13 protein-coding genes and 2 pseudogenes are annotated in these 15,070 nt (G+C 73.6%); 9 read left to right on the forward strand and 6 right to left on the reverse strand.

Annotated features, from left to right (window positions below; translation table 11 throughout):
* Position 1 precedes the first annotated feature (1 nt).
* The gene (locus AMK19_RS26965) at positions 2-727 is read right to left on the reverse strand and encodes a class I SAM-dependent methyltransferase (protein ID WP_073816164.1); all 726 of its coding nucleotides are present in this window, start codon (positions 725-727) and stop codon (positions 2-4) included.
* A 306-nt stretch (positions 728-1,033) separates the two neighbouring features.
* On the opposite strand from AMK19_RS26965, the gene AMK19_RS26970 reads away from it, so the two are divergent.
* Positions 1,034-1,408, forward strand: coding sequence for a VOC family protein (locus AMK19_RS26970; protein WP_073816166.1), 375 nt, complete (start codon positions 1,034-1,036; stop codon positions 1,406-1,408).
* A 32-nt stretch (positions 1,409-1,440) separates the two neighbouring features.
* Entirely contained in the window at positions 1,441-2,010 is a 570-nt protein-coding gene (locus AMK19_RS26975) for a maleylpyruvate isomerase N-terminal domain-containing protein (protein ID WP_073816168.1), read from the forward strand.
* Positions 2,011-2,069: 59 nt separating this feature from the next.
* Here the strand turns inward: AMK19_RS26975 and AMK19_RS26980 are convergent, their stop codons facing one another.
* On the reverse strand, positions 2,070-3,350 hold the full coding sequence (locus tag AMK19_RS26980; protein WP_073816169.1) for a YhgE/Pip domain-containing protein: 1,281 nt from the start codon (positions 3,348-3,350) through the stop codon (positions 2,070-2,072).
* Positions 3,351-3,608: 258 nt separating this feature from the next.
* Positions 3,609-4,805: an alpha/beta hydrolase family protein gene (locus AMK19_RS26985; RefSeq protein ID WP_241844608.1), complete on the reverse strand. Its 1,197-nt coding sequence runs from the start codon at positions 4,803-4,805 to the stop codon at positions 3,609-3,611.
* A gap of 287 nt (positions 4,806-5,092) precedes the next feature.
* Here AMK19_RS26985 and AMK19_RS26995 point away from each other — a divergent pair, with 287 nt between their 5' ends.
* The gene (locus AMK19_RS26995) at positions 5,093-5,665 is read left to right on the forward strand and encodes a YbaK/EbsC family protein (RefSeq protein WP_073816172.1); all 573 of its coding nucleotides are present in this window, start codon (positions 5,093-5,095) and stop codon (positions 5,663-5,665) included.
* A 196-nt stretch (positions 5,666-5,861) separates the two neighbouring features.
* Positions 5,862-6,368: a peptide-methionine (S)-S-oxide reductase MsrA gene (gene msrA, locus AMK19_RS27000; RefSeq protein WP_073816174.1), complete on the forward strand. Its 507-nt coding sequence runs from the start codon at positions 5,862-5,864 to the stop codon at positions 6,366-6,368.
* A 43-nt stretch (positions 6,369-6,411) separates the two neighbouring features.
* On the opposite strand, the gene AMK19_RS27005 is transcribed toward msrA, so the two are convergent.
* Positions 6,412-6,981, reverse strand: a complete 570-nt coding sequence (locus AMK19_RS27005) for a TetR/AcrR family transcriptional regulator (RefSeq protein ID WP_073816352.1) — start codon at positions 6,979-6,981, stop codon at positions 6,412-6,414.
* 105 nt (positions 6,982-7,086) lie between these two features.
* Here AMK19_RS27005 and AMK19_RS27010 point away from each other — a divergent pair, with 105 nt between their 5' ends.
* Entirely contained in the window at positions 7,087-7,827 is a 741-nt protein-coding gene (locus tag AMK19_RS27010) for a class I SAM-dependent methyltransferase (protein WP_143200417.1), read from the forward strand.
* 2 nt (positions 7,828-7,829) lie between these two features.
* Here the strand turns inward: AMK19_RS27010 and AMK19_RS27015 are convergent, their stop codons facing one another.
* A complete protein-coding gene (locus AMK19_RS27015) occupies positions 7,830-8,198 on the reverse strand; it encodes a winged helix-turn-helix transcriptional regulator (protein WP_073816177.1) in 369 nt (122 codons plus the stop codon).
* A gap of 120 nt (positions 8,199-8,318) precedes the next feature.
* Here AMK19_RS27015 and AMK19_RS34610 point away from each other — a divergent pair.
* Positions 8,319-8,882 (forward strand): annotated as a pseudogene (locus AMK19_RS34610) (NAD(P)-dependent oxidoreductase); the annotation flags it as partial.
* A gap of 54 nt (positions 8,883-8,936) precedes the next feature.
* Here AMK19_RS34610 and AMK19_RS27025 read toward each other — a convergent pair.
* On the reverse strand, positions 8,937-9,662 hold the full coding sequence (locus AMK19_RS27025) for a GNAT family N-acetyltransferase (RefSeq protein WP_073816354.1): 726 nt from the start codon (positions 9,660-9,662) through the stop codon (positions 8,937-8,939).
* A gap of 79 nt (positions 9,663-9,741) precedes the next feature.
* Here AMK19_RS27025 and AMK19_RS38710 point away from each other — a divergent pair.
* From AMK19_RS38710 to AMK19_RS27035, 3 genes and pseudogenes are all read left to right on the forward strand, one after another.
* Positions 9,742-9,939: pseudogene (locus AMK19_RS38710) on the forward strand (hypothetical protein); the annotation flags it as partial.
* Positions 9,940-10,022: 83 nt separating this feature from the next.
* The gene (locus AMK19_RS27030; protein ID WP_073816180.1) at positions 10,023-10,352 is read left to right on the forward strand and encodes a trypco2 family protein; all 330 of its coding nucleotides are present in this window, start codon (positions 10,023-10,025) and stop codon (positions 10,350-10,352) included.
* Positions 10,353-10,356: 4 nt separating this feature from the next.
* Positions 10,357-15,066, forward strand: a complete 4,710-nt coding sequence (locus AMK19_RS27035) for a tetratricopeptide repeat protein (protein WP_073816182.1) — start codon at positions 10,357-10,359, stop codon at positions 15,064-15,066.
* Positions 15,067-15,070 lie beyond the last annotated feature (4 nt).

Raw genomic sequence — 15,070 nt, forward strand, 5'->3', positions numbered from 1 at the left:
GTCAGGGGCGGCGGGCCAGGAAGACGAGTTCGCGGCCGGGGCGGTCGGGGGCGTCGCGGACTTCGCGGAGGTCGAAGCCGGCGGTGCGGAGGTCGGCCGTAATCTCGGCGCGGTCGCGGAAGCGCAGGGTGGAGTCGGAGGTGAGGTGCTCGCCGTCCGAGGCGAAGACGTAGTGCCAACGGAACGTTACCAGCGGGCCGTCGACGTCCAGCAGGTCCACCCAGGTTTCCACCGGGCCGACGTCCGGCACCTCGTCGACGCGGTGGGAGGCCTCGCGGGTCCAGGTCTCCCAGGCGCGGAGGGACGGGTCGCGGGTCTCGAACACCAGGTGGCCGCCGGGCCGCAGCGCGTCGTGGACGGCGCGCAGGGTGGCGCGCCAGTCGGCCGGGTCGGTGATCGACTGGGCGGCGTTGGCCGTCATGGTGACCACGTCCACCCGGAGCGGCGGCAGGGTGGTCGCGTCGCCGGTGATCCAGCGGACGGCGTCGCCGCCCGGTTTGGCCGCCGCCACCTCGACGGACGCCGCCGCCGGGTCCGCCCCCGTCACCTCGATGCCGCGCTCGGCCAGCAGCAGCGCGAACACGCCGGTGCCGCAGCCGAGATCGAGGACGCTGCGCGCGCCGAGCTCGTCGACCAGGGCCAGGTAGGGGATCAGATCGGAGCGGTCCGCGTCGAGGGCGTCGTAGAGCGGGGCCAGCCGAGGATGGGTGAAGCATTCGTCAGCCATGAGGGTGAGGCTACGTCCGGCGGGCGGGCCGGTGCCTGTGGGTTTCGGCAGGGCTTTCGGCAGGGCTTCCGGCAGGGCGTGAATAATCCGTTGCCGTCGGGGTCGGGTGTTGCGTACGGTGTGCGCGTGAACACCGGAACGGCCATGGGCCATGCACGGATCGGTGACCCGGTGGGCGGCTGAGGCCGCCCCGGGTGCCTTCGGGGCGCCCGCCGGTTCGGGGACCGCCCGGTCCCGGGAGCACTGCCTCCCGGAACTGAGCCCTGCGTCAACTCCCCGAAACCGGAACGAGGTTCATCCAGAGCCATGCCTGCTGCCTTCAACCACACCATCATCGCGTCCATCGACCGCGCCGTCTCCGCAGACTTCTACCGTGAGCTGCTGGAGGCCGAACAGGCGCCCTCCTGGGGCCCGTTCGCCAACCTGACGCTGGCCGACGGCGTGCTGCTGCAGTTCGCCGAGCCGCCGGTGGAGATCCAGCGCCAGCACTACGCCTTCCTGGTCGACGACGAGCACTTCGACCGCGCCTACGCGCTGCTGTGCGAGCGCGAGATCCCGCACTGGGCCGACCCGCAGATGCAGCTGCCCGGCGAGACCAACGCCGGCCACGGCGGACGCGGCGTGTACCTGCTCGACCCGGCCGGCCACTTCCTGGAACTGATCACCCGCCCCTACCTGTAGGCGACTTGAGGTGCGGGTGCGAGGATGGACCGATGGACCATCGGGATCTGCGCGCAGCCCTCGCGGAGCTGCGACTCACCCTCGCCCCGCACCTGGACGCCGACTGGAGCGGGCCGGCCGGCGGGCTGGAGTGGTCGTGCCAGGAGACGCTGGCGCACATCGGCCACGACCTGCTCGCCTACGCCGGCCAGCTGGCGGCCCGTCCCGACGACCGCTACCTGCCGTTCGACCTGACGGTCCGTCCGGGTGTCGACCCCACCACCACCCTGCAGATCGCCCTCGCCTGCGGCGAGTTGCTGGCCGTCGCGCTGGCCGCCGCCGATCCCGCGCTGCGGGCCTGGCACTGGGGCCCGACCGACCCCGGCGGCTTCGCCGCGATGGGCGTCGCCGAGATCCTGCTGCACACCCACGACATCGTCGCAGGCCTCGGCCTCGACCGGACGCCGCCGCCCGCCCTGTACGCCGCCGTGCTGGCCCGGCTGTTCCCCGACGCGCCGGACGGCGACCCGGTGGCGGTGCTGCTGTGGTGCACCGGGCGCGGCGAACTGCCGGGCCTGGCCCGGCGCGAGTCCTGGGGGTGGAAGGCCGCGCTGCCCGAGTGACCCGGCCGGCCCGTCAGAAGGGGGCCGTCCGGCCCGTCAGGAGTGGCCAGGCCGGCCCGTCAGGAGGGGGCCGGGACCATGCGGTGGAGGCCCTTGCGGTCGTAGTAGGTCGTCATCGCGAAGCCGAAGGCCAGCGCCACCACGAACCCTACCCCGATCATCACCCAGGCCCGGGTCAGCCCCGCGTCCGCCTGCGCGTCGAAGTACAGGATCGCCCGCACCCCGCCCGCGACCTGCCGCATCGGCTCGAACGCGCCGAGGAAACGGTAGAAGGACGGGGTGGCCTGGAGCGGGATCGTCGCGCCGGAGGACGGCAGGGCCAGCGCGATGAAGACGAACATCGCGACCAACTGGCCGAGGGAGCCGAAGGCCGCGTTGATCGCCTGCGCGCCGAGTCCCACCGTCGCGCAGGCGGCGAACGAGAACAGCCAGAGCAGCGGCAGGTGCGGGGCGTCCATGCCGAGGATGCCGATCGTCGCCACCATGATCATCGTGGTGGTGACGGCGGACAGGCCCGCCGTCATCTCCATCTTCACGATCAGCGTCTGGGTGCGGTTGATCGGCACCGTCGGCCTGCGGGTGTGCCACGGGCCGATCTCGCTGTCCGCGTAGCCGAGCGCGGTGTCCACCCCGTTGTGCACCAGGTTGGCGCTCAGGAACCCGGCCAGCACCAGCAGCAGCGTGTAGTAGAACGCGCTCAGGCCCAACCCCGTGTGCCGGGCGATCGGATGCCCCTGCTGCACCTGCACGTCCGCCGGGTCCGCCAGCAGCAGCTTCGCGGTCGCCGAGGCGTTCGGCGCCGCCGACGTCAGCTGTTGGCCGATCGCCAGCGAGGAGCGGTGCGCCGCCTGCTGGGTGATCTGGGACGCCAGCGAGGACGCCAGCGAACCCACGCCCGGGTTGGTCAGCGTCAACAGGACCGGACGCGCCGAGGACTGATCGGACACCAGGCCCGCCACCGTGCGGGAGAAGTCCTCCGGGACCACCAGCGCCCCGTACACCCGGCCCGACGCCAGCTGCTCCTGCGCCTCCGCGCGCGACACCCGTCGCCACTGCACCTGGCCCGGCGGCGTCCCCGCCGCCACCGCGTCCGTCACCTGCGCGCCCAGCGGCGCGGACTGCCCCGGCAGCGGCGGGCCGGCGTCCGCGTCCACCAGCGCGATCGGCATCCGGTGCAGATCGTCCTGCGGGGTCAGGATGCCGCCCATGTACAGCAGCGACAGCACCAGCGCCACCAGCGCACTCAGCACCCCCGGGATCAGCCACAGCTTCCACCGGCGCAGCACCTGCCCCGCGCGGGCCTGCGGGGCGTGCACCTGCGGGGGGATTCCACTCGCCATGTCACTCCGCCCGGCTCGACACCACCTCGGCCCCCGGCCGGGGCCTCCGACGAGGCTAGGACGCGGGCCCGGGCACGCTGCCTGCGACACCGGCGGCGCACAGCTGCTCACCCCAACGGGCCACCCCTGGCGGTTCGGGTGCAGCGCCGCGTTGATCCTTCGGGGGTGCCGGTCAGCCGGCGGGGTCGCCGAGACAGAGGCCGACGGCAGCCCACTCAGAGCCGCATGAATCCCCGAAGGATCAACGCGGCGCTGCGGTTAGTACTCGAAGAGCACTTCCGGATTGTTCGGCGAGGGGCCGTCCAGCAGCGGACGGTGGATTTCCTTCAGCGTCTGGTCGAAGAACGCTGTCACGTACGCGCGGGTGATCATCATCCCGCGTTCCGGGGGGAGCGGCGAGGTCGGGAACCCGGCCTCCTCGAGAAGCAGGTCCTGGTCGGCGAAGCTGAAGTGGTCGGCGCCGGCGACCGTCAGCCACTTCTTGTAGCCGCCGAGGGCGGGCCAGGCCTGCCCCCACGTGGTGTCCTGGCCGTCGACCGGGTGGTTCTCGGCCGTGCCCAGCATGAGGAACGGCCGGTTGATCCGGCCGGGCGTCGGGGCCGGCTTGAAGGCGCCGTCCATGTTCACGCCGGCCCGTACTCGCGGGTCGGAGATCATCGTGGCGGAGGCCGCCGCTCCGCCGATGGAGTGTCCGGCCATGCCGATCTCGTGCTTGTCGATGAGGTGTGCCAGGTGCCACGCGGTAGTGCCGTGCGTCAACTGGTCGATCACGAAGGACACGTCCAGCGCGCGGCTGGCGGGGATGGAGTCGATCCGCGCCGGGTCACCGCAGATCGCGCACGGCGGCGTCCGGCCGTCCGCCAGCGTCTCGCCGCTGTCCGCGTAGGTGTCGCCGACGAGCGCGACGACGTAGCCGTGACTGGCCAGGTCGGTCGCGAGCGAGGTGAGCGTGATGCGCGGGTTCTCGGACGCGGGTGAGAGGACCACCAGCGGATACTTGCCGCGCTGCGGCCGCGCGCCGTCGAAGGCGTGGGTGGTGACGCCGGAAAGGGTCTGTGGGGTGATGCCGGAGCTCGCCGGCAGCTTCCGGCGCTGGATGATTCCGGCTGCCTCGGCGAGGGTCATGTAGGGGGCCGGAGTCCCGGTCCCGGGGACGGCCGGGTAGACCATCGTGACGGCCAGTTGGCGGGGGCCGGATGACGGCACCCACGGGTCGAGACGGCTCGCGTCGGTGAGGTGGATGACGTCCTCGCCGGCGGCGTAGGGGCCGGTCGGCGCGGGGAGCGTGCCTTGGAAGGACCGCGGGGGCGCGGCGGCAGCTGTGGCGGCGGTCGCGTGCACGGTGGAGGGCGGGGTCGTGGCGGCGAACCCGGTGCCGGTCGCGGCCATTGATGCGGCGAGGCCCAGGATGGCGACAGCGCCGATACGGCGCTTGCGGTTCGAGGTGGTGTTCACAGGCACGATCCTGCCCGGCCCCGCCCTGACGCTCGATCATGCAGGCTTCCGTCTTGAGGGTGGTACTGGCTACACCCTGAGATCCCCAGTGGCGCGAGGTTCCCTTCGCCGGCATTGTCGAGCGCCGCCTTCGTCCTGCCCCGCGACGCCCAGCACGCACTCTCGCCGCACCGGGCGAAAGACCGAGTGCACCCAGTACGAGGCCTTCCACCCGGCACGCCGAGAGCACGCACCGGACGCCGGGGGGCCGCGGCGCGGGTTTGCAGACGGGCCCTAGGCTGGGCCACATGGACGAGAGCACTCCGTTGGACACGCAGGTGACGGCGCCGTTCGGGAACTTCGCCGAGGTGCGGCGGGCGGTCGACGCCGATCTGGTCGGGCCGGTGGCCGCCGCGCTGAAGCAGTGGGACCCCGAACTGGCGTACGCCGTGCGGTACGTGGACACCGACCCGGAACTCGCCGACACCGCCGTGTTCTGCGCCGCGTACGACGTCCCCGCCGAGGCGTCCGCGAACTGCGTGGTGGTCGCCGCCAAGCGCGGCGGCGAGACCACGCTCGCCGCCGGAGTCGTGCTCGCCACCACCCGGCTCGATGTCAACAAGGCGGTGCGCGGCCACCTCGGGGCGCGCAAGGCCTCGTTCGCGCCGATGGACACCGCCGTCGGCGAGAGCGGCATGGAGTACGGCGGCATCACCCCCGTCGGCCTGCCCGCGCACTGGCCGCTGCTGATCGACGCCGCCGTCGCCGCCACGCCGTGGGTGCTGATCGGCAGCGGGCGGCGGCGCGGCAAGCTGATCCTGCCCGGCGCCGCGCTTGCGGCGCTGCCCGGTGCGGTGGTGTTGGAGGGGCTGGCGGGCTGATGCGGGCCGTGGGTGGCGGGGCCGGCCGACGCGGGGCGCCGCTGGAGGGACAGGCCGGCCGACGTGGGGCGGTGCGGTGGGAACACCGGGCGGGCGGCGGAGGTTGGACGGGATGGTTCCCCGCCGGCGACGCCGGGCGGACGGGCCACGCACCGCACCAGGGGTGCGGACGTCCCACGCGAGGAGTGAGAACGAGATGACCACGGACCGGGCTGTCCTGGCCGGCGGGTGCTTCTGGGGGATGCAGGAGCTGATCCGCAAACTCCCCGGCGTCCAGTCGACCCGCACCGGCTACACCGGCGGCGAGAACGCGCACGCCACCTACCGCAACCACCCCGGCCACGCCGAGGCGCTGGAGATCGTCTACGACCCGGAGCGGATCAGCTACCGCACGCTGCTGGGGTACTTCTTCCAGATCCACGACCCGAGCACCGTGGACCGCCAGGGCAACGACATCGGCAGCAGCTACCGCTCCGCGATCTTCTACGCCGACGAGCAGCAGCGCGCCACCGCGCTCGACACCATCGCCGACGTGGACGCGAGCGGCCTGTGGCCCGGCAAGGTGGTCACCGAGGTGACGCCCGTGGGCGACTTCTGGGAGGCCGAGCCCGAACACCAGGACTATCTGCAGCACTACCCCAACGGCTACACCTGCCACTACCCGAGGCCCGGGTGGAAGCTGCCGGTGCGGGACGGGGCCTGACGGCAGGTCGGGGGCCTCGGGCCGGGGCCCTTCGGGGTTGGGGTCAGTGCTCGGCGCGGGCGCGGAGCAGGGCGTCGAGGGAGTCGACGATCCAGTCCCAGGACGCCTGCGGGTCCACCGGCGTGTGGGCGAAGCCGCCGGCGGCCTCCAGTTCGATGTAGCCGTGGAACGCCCCGCCGAGCAGGCGCACCGCGTGCGTCTGCTCGGGCTCCGGCAGGTGGTAGCCGCGCAGGATCGCCCTGGTCAGCTGGGCGTGCCGGGGCGCCGCACTGGCGGCCGCGGTCTCCGGGTCGAGCCGCAGCCGGGTGGCCTGGTAGCGGCCCGGGTGCTCGCGGGCGTAGCCGCGGTACGCCTCCGCGAACGCCGCCAGCGCGTCGCGCCCCGCCCGTCCCGCGATCGCTTCGGACGCCCGGTCGGCGAGTTCGGTCAGTGCCAGCAGGGCGATTCGCACCTTCAGGTCCTGTGAGCTCTTCACGTGCGAGTACAGGCTCGCGACCTTGACGTCGAAACGCCGCGCCACCTCCGTCACCGTGACCTGCTCGAATCCCACCTCGTCGGCCAGCTCCGCACCCGCCTTGGTGAGCACTTCCGCCGACAGACCTGCACGTGCCACCGGACCCGCCTCCTGCTCCTTGATCGTGTCGTACGCCCGGTGATTATCCATTTGCCTAAATGGTTTAGGCAAACGGGTGCGGCGTTTCGTGGGAGGGGTGGGTTCGTGGACGTGGTTGACGCGTTGCGCGGGGTGGACGCGTTCGCTGCGCTGGAGCGGCGGATCTGGGCGGCGAGTGCCGGTGGGTACGCGGCGAGCGTCGCCCGGCTGTGCGCCCACACCGTGCCCGCGCCTGCGGAGCGCGTCGTCGCCGTGGACGCCGAGCCGGCCGTGGCGGCCGAGGCCGGGCGGATGGTGCCCGAGGCCATCGTCGCGGCGCTGCCCGAACTGTCGTTCGCCGAGCGCGCGTTCGACGTGGTGATGGGGAACTTCGTGCTCCACCACGTCGGACGGCCGGCGGTGGCGCCGGCGGAACTGCGGCGCGTGCTGCGCCCGGGTGGACGGCCCGGGCTCACCGCCTGGGCCGCCCCCGCGCCGCCCGGGCAGTCGCTGCTGGCCCGAGCCTTCGAGGCTGCCGGGGCAGTCCGGCCCGCCGACCTGCCCTCGCCGCCCGCCGCGCCGGCAGCCGTCACCGAGGTGGAGGGGTTCCGGGCGCTGCTCGCCGACAGTGGGTTCGGCGCGGTGGACGGGCGGGTGGTGCGGTGGGACCACCGGACGAGCGTCGAGGCGTGGTGGGGCGGCCCCGCTGGCGGGGTGGCGTTTCTCGGGGAACTGCTGCGCCGCCGGTCGCCGGAGGTCCGGGTGGGGGTGCGGCGGGAGTTCGAGCGGCCGACCGGCGAATTCATGCGCGTGGAGGGTGAGTTGGCGTTGCCGCACGCTGCGGTGCTGGTGTCGGCGCGGCGGTGAGGTCAGGCGCGGCGGTCGGCTGCTTCGCGGGCGTCGAGGAGTGCGGGCAGGTGGGTCTCGGCCCAGGCGCGGGCGGTGGCGATGACGTCGAGGAGGCTGCGACCGAGCGGGGTCAGTTCGTACTCGACGTGGCGGGCCGGGACGGCGTGGACGGTGCGGAGGACGAAACCGTCGCGTTCGAGCGCGCGGAGGGAGGCGGTCAGCACCTTCGGAGTGACGGTGCGCAGCGGGACCCGGAGTTCGGAGAAGCGGCGCGGGCCGCCTTCCAGGCACTGGACGATCATGCCGCCCCACTTGTCGCCGATCCGGATCGGCATCAGCTCGGACGGGCACACCGGGTCGAACATCTCCGGATCCAGGGGTTCGCGCACGGTGCCACGGTAGTGCGGTATCCGGGAGGTAACCACGGGGGTGACTAGCTTTCGGACAGGTCGGCGGAGAGGCCGACGGACGGTTCGAGAGATCGGCGGCACTTCGTGAGCGAGATCGTGGTGTTCGGTGCGGGTGGGCGAGTGGGACGGGCGGCGGTCGCGGAGGCCGTCCGGCGGGGGCGCCGCGTCACGGCGGTGGTGCGGAACCCGGATGCGCACCGGGACGTGGCGGGCCCGGGCGTCCGCCTGGTGGACGGTGACGTCACGGACGCGGGTGTCGTCGCCGACCGGGCGGCCGGGCATGACGCGGCGATCGCAGCCGCGTACGACGGTGGCGCCCGGCCGGAGGAGTTCTTCGTGGCGGCCGCGCATGCCCTGCTCGACGGGCTGGGACGGGCCGGCGTCGGGCGGCTGATCACCGTCGGCCTGGCCGCGACGCTGGAACTCGCCCCCGGCGCACCGCTGATGGACGCGCCCGGCTTTCCGCAGGAGTTCCGCCCCTTCGCCGCCGCCCACGCCACCGCGATCGCCGCCCTCCGGGCCACCGCCACCCCCGTGGACTGGCTGATCGTCAGCCCCGCCGGCGACTTCGACCACACCGCCGCACCGACCGGCCACTACACCCTCGCGGCCGGCGACTTCGCGGCCCGGGTCACCCATGGCGACTTCGCCCGCGCGCTGCTGGACGAGATCGACGTGCCGTGCCACCACCGGACGCAGGTCGGCGTTGTTGGGAGGTCAGGGGACTTGGGCGGAGAGTTGGGTGCCCAGAGGGTGGAAGCCGAGGTGGGTGGCGACGCGTTGGGAGGCGGGGATGCGGGCGCGCCATTGGGGGAGGAGGCCGGCGGATCGGGCGTGGTGGGCGGCGGCGGTGGCGGTGTGGCGGGCGAGGCCCTGGTTGCGGTGGGCGGGGTCGGTGAGGACGGCGAAGTGGGCCGTGTCGAAGGGCCAGGCGCGGTAGCCGCAGGCGGCGATGACGCGGTCGTCGGCGGTGAGGACGGCGAAGGCGGGGGAGGTGAGGCCGTCGAGGCCGGCTTCGTCGGCGTCCGCTCTGCCGGTGCGGCGTTCGAGGTCGCGGAGACGGGCATCGGTGGGCGGGAGTTGATGGACGGTCAGGTCGGTGGGTGGCTGGGGGAGGACTCCGTCCGGGGGGAGGTAGGCGAGGGCGGCCGGGCCCAACGTCTCGGTGAGCGGCAGGAGTTGGCGTAGCTGATCGGGGTCGCCGGCCAGTTCTGCCGGACGCTCGCGCAGGGCGGCCCGGACCAGTGCGGCTCGTCGCTCATCGGGCGCGGTCGCCAGGACCGCACCGCCCAGTGCGATCAGCCCGACCCAGCCGGGCGGGCAGAGGCCGGAGTCCGGGGAGACCACGACGGTGGCCCCGCCGGGTGCGGGGAAGTGCACCGGGACGCCGGCCAGTCCTTCCCAGCGGCGCCAAACGGATTGCAGCAGTGGTGAGTTCGTCATCGTCGCATCCTGTCCGGTGGGCCTCGCGTCCGGCACTCCGATTTTCTGCGGTCGGGTCGGTCGTTGCCCGGGGCGCCCGGCCGTGGCCCAGGCGCTGCTCGGGTTCCACTCCGAGGCCCGGTGGATCCGCTTCGCCCGCGCCCGTGACACTGCCCGCCGCTCCGACCTCGCGGGCCGGGCCGGCCACGGCTGCAGCCGCTCGCACGCGTGCTGGTTGCGGGGGCCGGAACGGCATCTCGTCCGTACCCCGGCCGGGGTGTCCGTCACCCGCTCACTCATTGCTCGCGACCACTGCCCGACTTCGGAACCGCTCGTCTAGTATGTCCGGCGACGCCAGGGACCAGGGGAGGGGACGGCGACATGGACATCGAACTCGCTGACGCGGTGGCGGCCGTGCGGGACGAACTGCTGAAGGCCCGCAGCAGGGGGGCCAGTTCCGACCTGGTTTTCGAAGTCGGCCCGGTGGAGATGGAGTTCGAGGTCGAACTGCGCGCCGACGCCAAGGTCGGCGGCAAGTTCCGGGTCTGGGCGGTCTCCGCCGACGCCGAGGCCGGCGTCTCGCGCGGCACCACCCACCGGGTCAGCTTCACCCTGACGCCCAGACTGCGCGACGGCGGAGGCCTGTTGATCCACGGCGACCCCGACGCCCCGGCGGGACCGGGCGACCTCGACGGCTACGTCGCGAACTGAACCCATGCCCGAGCCGCGGGTGGTGCTGGTCGACGGACCGCACGGCAAGGGGTCCGGTTACCTGATCGGCCCCCGGCTGGTGCTGACCTCGGCCCATGTGATCGAAGGCGCCGCAGCGGTGCCGGTCTACCGTCCGGGCGACCGGCAGCCCGTCACGGCCGTCGTCGTCTGGCACGGCACCAGCGGCGGACGCGACGACGCCGCACTGCTGCAGGTGGCGGACCGGCGCCGGCAGTCGGCGGGCACGGCGGGCGTGCGCTGGGGCGAGTTCGTCACCGCCCTGACGGACCGGCCGTGCGAGGCCCAGGGCTCGCCGGAACTCGCCCAGTACTGCGCCACGGCGGACGGGCCCGCCCGCAAGCCCTACACCGACGTGTGGCAGGAGAGCGGCACCGTCAACCCCGGCAGTGCGGCACTGTCCAACCGCTACGTGGTCGACCTGCGCACCTCCCGGCCGGGATGGACGGAGGAGGTCGTGCCCTGGGGCGGATTCTCCGGCGCCGCGCTGCTCTGCAAAGGGTTCGTCATCGGGGTGGTGGCCGCGGAGGTCGCCCACTCGGAACACGGCCAACTCGAAGTCGTGCCCGCCTACCTGCTGCTCCGCAACAGCTCCTTCCGGGCGGCGCTGGTGGAGTACGGCGCGGACTCGACCCGGCTGGAGGCCGTCGAGTTCGCCGCGCTGGCCGGCCTGGAGTCACTCGGTCTGGCGGGCACCGACAGCTCGCCCAGTGCACTGCTGCGGCCCGAACGGGAGACGGTCGGATTCCACGGCCGGCAGGACCTGTTGGCCGACCTGGTCGACTGGTGCCAGGAGGACGAGGTCGAAGCCCTGCTGCTGCACGGTCCCGGCGGCCAGGGCAAGACGCGGCTGGTGCGGGAGCTGGCCCGGCAGTTGGTCACCCCGTCCGACGGCGCCGACCACGGTCCGTGGGCCTCGGTCTGGCTGCGGTCCGACGAGCAGCTGACCGCCGCCGATCTCGCCCTGCTGCAGCAGACCCCCCGTCGGATGCTGGTGGTGCTCGACTACGCGGAGAACCGGCTCCAGCAGGTCGGCCAGTTGCTGGCAGTCACCCGGCCGCGCGAACTGCCGTTCAAGGTGGTGCTGATCGCGCGCACCGACGGCGACTGGTGGGACCACGCGCGCGAACTCAGCTCCGCCACCGCCGCCGTGCTCGGGCGGGCCGCCGAGATCCCGCTGCCGCCGCTGGCCGAGGACCCCGACGGGCGCCCGGCGCTGTACCGCGCGGCGGCGCTCGCCTTCGCGGCCCGGCTCCCGGCGGTACAGGGCCGCACGCCGTGGACCGAACTGGCTGCGGCCCTGCCGGACCGCGACCTCGCCGACCCCGGCTTCGCCAACCTGCTGACCCTGCACATGACCGTGCTGGCCGACCTGTTGGACGCCGGCGGACCGACCGACACCCCGAAGCCCGCCGGTCGGTCCGGCCTGCGGCGCCGCAGCGAGCGCCCCGACGACGTCGAGCAGCGCCTGCTGGGCCACGAAGGCCGTTACTGGAAGGGGCTGTTGGCGGCCCGCGGGGTCCCGACCGAGCAGGCGCCCGACGCCGAGCTGTTCCGCGACGCCCTGGCGGCGGCGGTGCTGCTCGGCGCCGACACCCCCGACCAGGTGGACGAAACACTGCGGCGGGTGCGCGGGCTGGCCGACGAAGGGGACCGCTGGAAGTTCGCCGACTGGCTCGCCGCGGCCTACCCGCCCGACCGCGCCGGTCCCGCGCACTGGGGCGGCCTGCAGCCCGACCGGCTCGCCGAACGCTTCGTGGGCGAGCGCGTGCTCACCCGCCGCCACCTGCTGCCCGCACTGGCCGCCGGAGCCGACGGCCCGGCAGCCGAGCGGATGCTCACCGTGCTCAGTCGCGCCGCTGGCCACCGGCCGCTGCAGGCCGAGCTGAGCCCGGTACTGACCCGGCTCTGCACCGGCCGGCCCGACGAACTGGCCCTGCCCGCACTCGCCGTGGTGCCCCAGGTCGAACGGCCCGGGCCGCTGCTCGCGGGGTTGGAGTCGCTGCTCGACGCACCGGGGACCGGGATCGAGCAACTGGACCGGTGGCGGAGCGCCCTGCCGGACCACTCCTACCACCTCGGACCCTGGGCCGTGCGGCTGATGGAGCGGCTGGTCACGCACCGCCGGGACGCACGGGTGGGCAACGGGCCGGACCTGCTGGCACTGGTCACCGGCCTACGGGAGCTCTGCAAGCGGTACACCGACACCGGGGAGTGGAGCCGCGCCCTGGTGGTGGTCGAGGAGGCCATTGACCTGCTCCAACCCGCCCTGGCCGAACACGAGTTGGCAACCGAGCACAGGACGGCCTGCCGGAACGGGCTGAGCGGGTGCCTCAACAACCAGGCACTCATCCTGCTCCGCCTGGGCCGGCTGGCCGAAGCGCTCGCCCCGGCCGCGCAAGCCGTCGCGATCAACCGCGACCTGGCCGAGCGCGGCGCGCTGGAGAAGCCGGAGCACCTCCCGATCACCCTCGGCACGCTCGCCATGGTGCACGGCGACCTCGGCGACCCGCAGCTCGCGCTGCCGCTCAAGGAGGAGGCGGTGGAACGCCTGGAACGGCTTGTCGCCGCCCCGGGCGGCGAGGCGCTCCAAACCAACCTGGTCCGCGCCCTGCACAACCTGGCGCTGCAGTACCACGTGCTGGGGCGCAACACCGAAGGCCTGGAGCGGAGTCGGCAGGCGATCGCGCTGCTGCGCCCGCTGGCCCGCCAACGGCCGGATGCCCACCGACCGCTGCTGGTCGTCGTGCTGGGCACGCTCTCCAACTGCCTCGGCGCCGCCGGCCGTGACGAGGAGTCCGTACAGGCGATCGAGGAGTCCGTGGCCATTCGCCGCCGACTCGCCGAGGGCCGACCGGCCGCCTACCGGGACGGGCTGGCCCGGGCGCTCAACTCGTTGTCCATCGCCCTGAGCCAGGTCGGCCGGAGCGCCGAGGCGCTGGCCGTGGTGGGCGAAGCCGTCGAGATCTACAACGATCTGGTGGAGCATCAGCCAAGGCCCTATCGCGATCCGTTGGCGATGACCCTCAACTCCTACTCCAACGAGCTGCGCGCTGTCGGCCGGTTGGCGGAGGCGGAACGCGCGGCCGAACGCGCCGTCGCCGTCTACGCCGAGCTGCACCGCGAACTGCGGGACGCCCATGCCGCCGATCACGCGATGGTGCTCTGCACCTTGGCACTCTGCCTGGACGCCGCCGGCCGACCGGAGGAGTCACTCGTCAAGCTGGAGCAGGCGGTCGGTATCTACCGCGACCTCCCCGGCCACCTGGCCGGGGCCGCCCGGCCGGACCTCGCGCGCTGCCTGAACAACATCGCCGGCGCGCACCGGTCGGCCGGCCGACCCGCCGAGGGACTCCCCTCCTGCGCGGAGGGAGTGCGGATCTGCCGCGAGTTGACCGCCGAGGACCCCGCCGCCCACAACCCGCTTCTGGCACGGCTGCTCACCACCCAGGCGCTCTGCCTGGACATGACCGGCAGGCGGGAGGAAGCGGCCGCCGTGGCCACCGAGGCGGTCGAGGCCGCGACACCCACGGCGGCCCAGCCCGAGTCGGCCGACACGCTCTCCACACTCAGCGCGCTGCTGAGCCTGGCCGGCCGGGTGGAGGAGGCGCACGCAGCGCTGCGGGTGGTGGTCGCGGCACACCGCAGACTGGCGCTGGTCGACCCCGACCGCCACCAGCCGGAGCTGCTTTCGACGCTCAGCCACTTCCAGTCCCAACTCGCAGTAGGCGGACGGCTGCTGGAGAGCGCCGAGATCGCGGCCGAGGTGCTGGCGATCCACCGCGAACGGTGGGAGGCCGAGCCCACCCCCGCACTGCGGGCCGTCCTCGCCCACGCCCTGTCCAACCTCGGCGGTGTCCTGAGCCAGCTGGGCCGGGCAAGTGAGGCGGCGGCGCACATCGGGGAGTCCGTCGAGTTGTGGCGGGCGATGTCCCGGAGCGAGTGGGACGCCTCGATGCCCGCGCCGGCCCTGGCCCTGACGGCCCACGTCCAGGTGCTCTGGGCGGCCGGCCGGCAGGCTGAGGCGCTGGACACGCTGCAGGAGGTCCGTGATGCCTTCGAGCGGATGCCGGACAGCAATCCCCTCGGTCACGCCGGGGTCGCGATGACGCTCACCACCCGCGGTGCGCTGCTGGAGGACCTGGGCGAACCGTCGGCCCCCGCGGTGCTGGACGACGCGGTCCGGGCGGCCCGGCAGATCGACGGCAGCGGGTCGGAGGCGTACGAGGGCATCGTGGCCAACGCCCTGACGGTCCGTGCCCGCGTCCGGGCGCAGCAGGAGCCGCCGCTCCCGGGAGCGCTGGACGACGCCACGGAGGCCGTCGAGATCCACCGCCGGGTGCACCTGGCCAACCCCGGACGCGGCCCGGCCGGAGTGGCCGGAGCGATGGCCGTGCTGGGCCGGTGCCTGGCCCAGCACGGCCGCAACGAGCAGGCGGAGGAGACGACGAAGCAGGCCGTCGCCCTCCTGCGCGACATCGAGGACCCGACCGGAGTGCTGGTGGCGGACGCCCTGTTCCTCCACGCCGAGGTGCGGCTGCTGACCGGCACCGACCTCGACACGGCGCGCGTCGGCGTGCGCGAGGCCATCGACCGGCTGCAGATCATCGCCGAGGACCGGCCGGCGCTGGTCGAGATCGCCCTGGCCCGGTTCGTGCGGCTGCGGGACGCGTTGGACGCGCTGGACGCCCGGTAGCGGA

It is taken from the genome of Kitasatospora sp. CB01950, from assembly GCF_001905465.1.
GTDB lineage: Bacteria > Actinomycetota > Actinomycetes > Streptomycetales > Streptomycetaceae > Kitasatospora.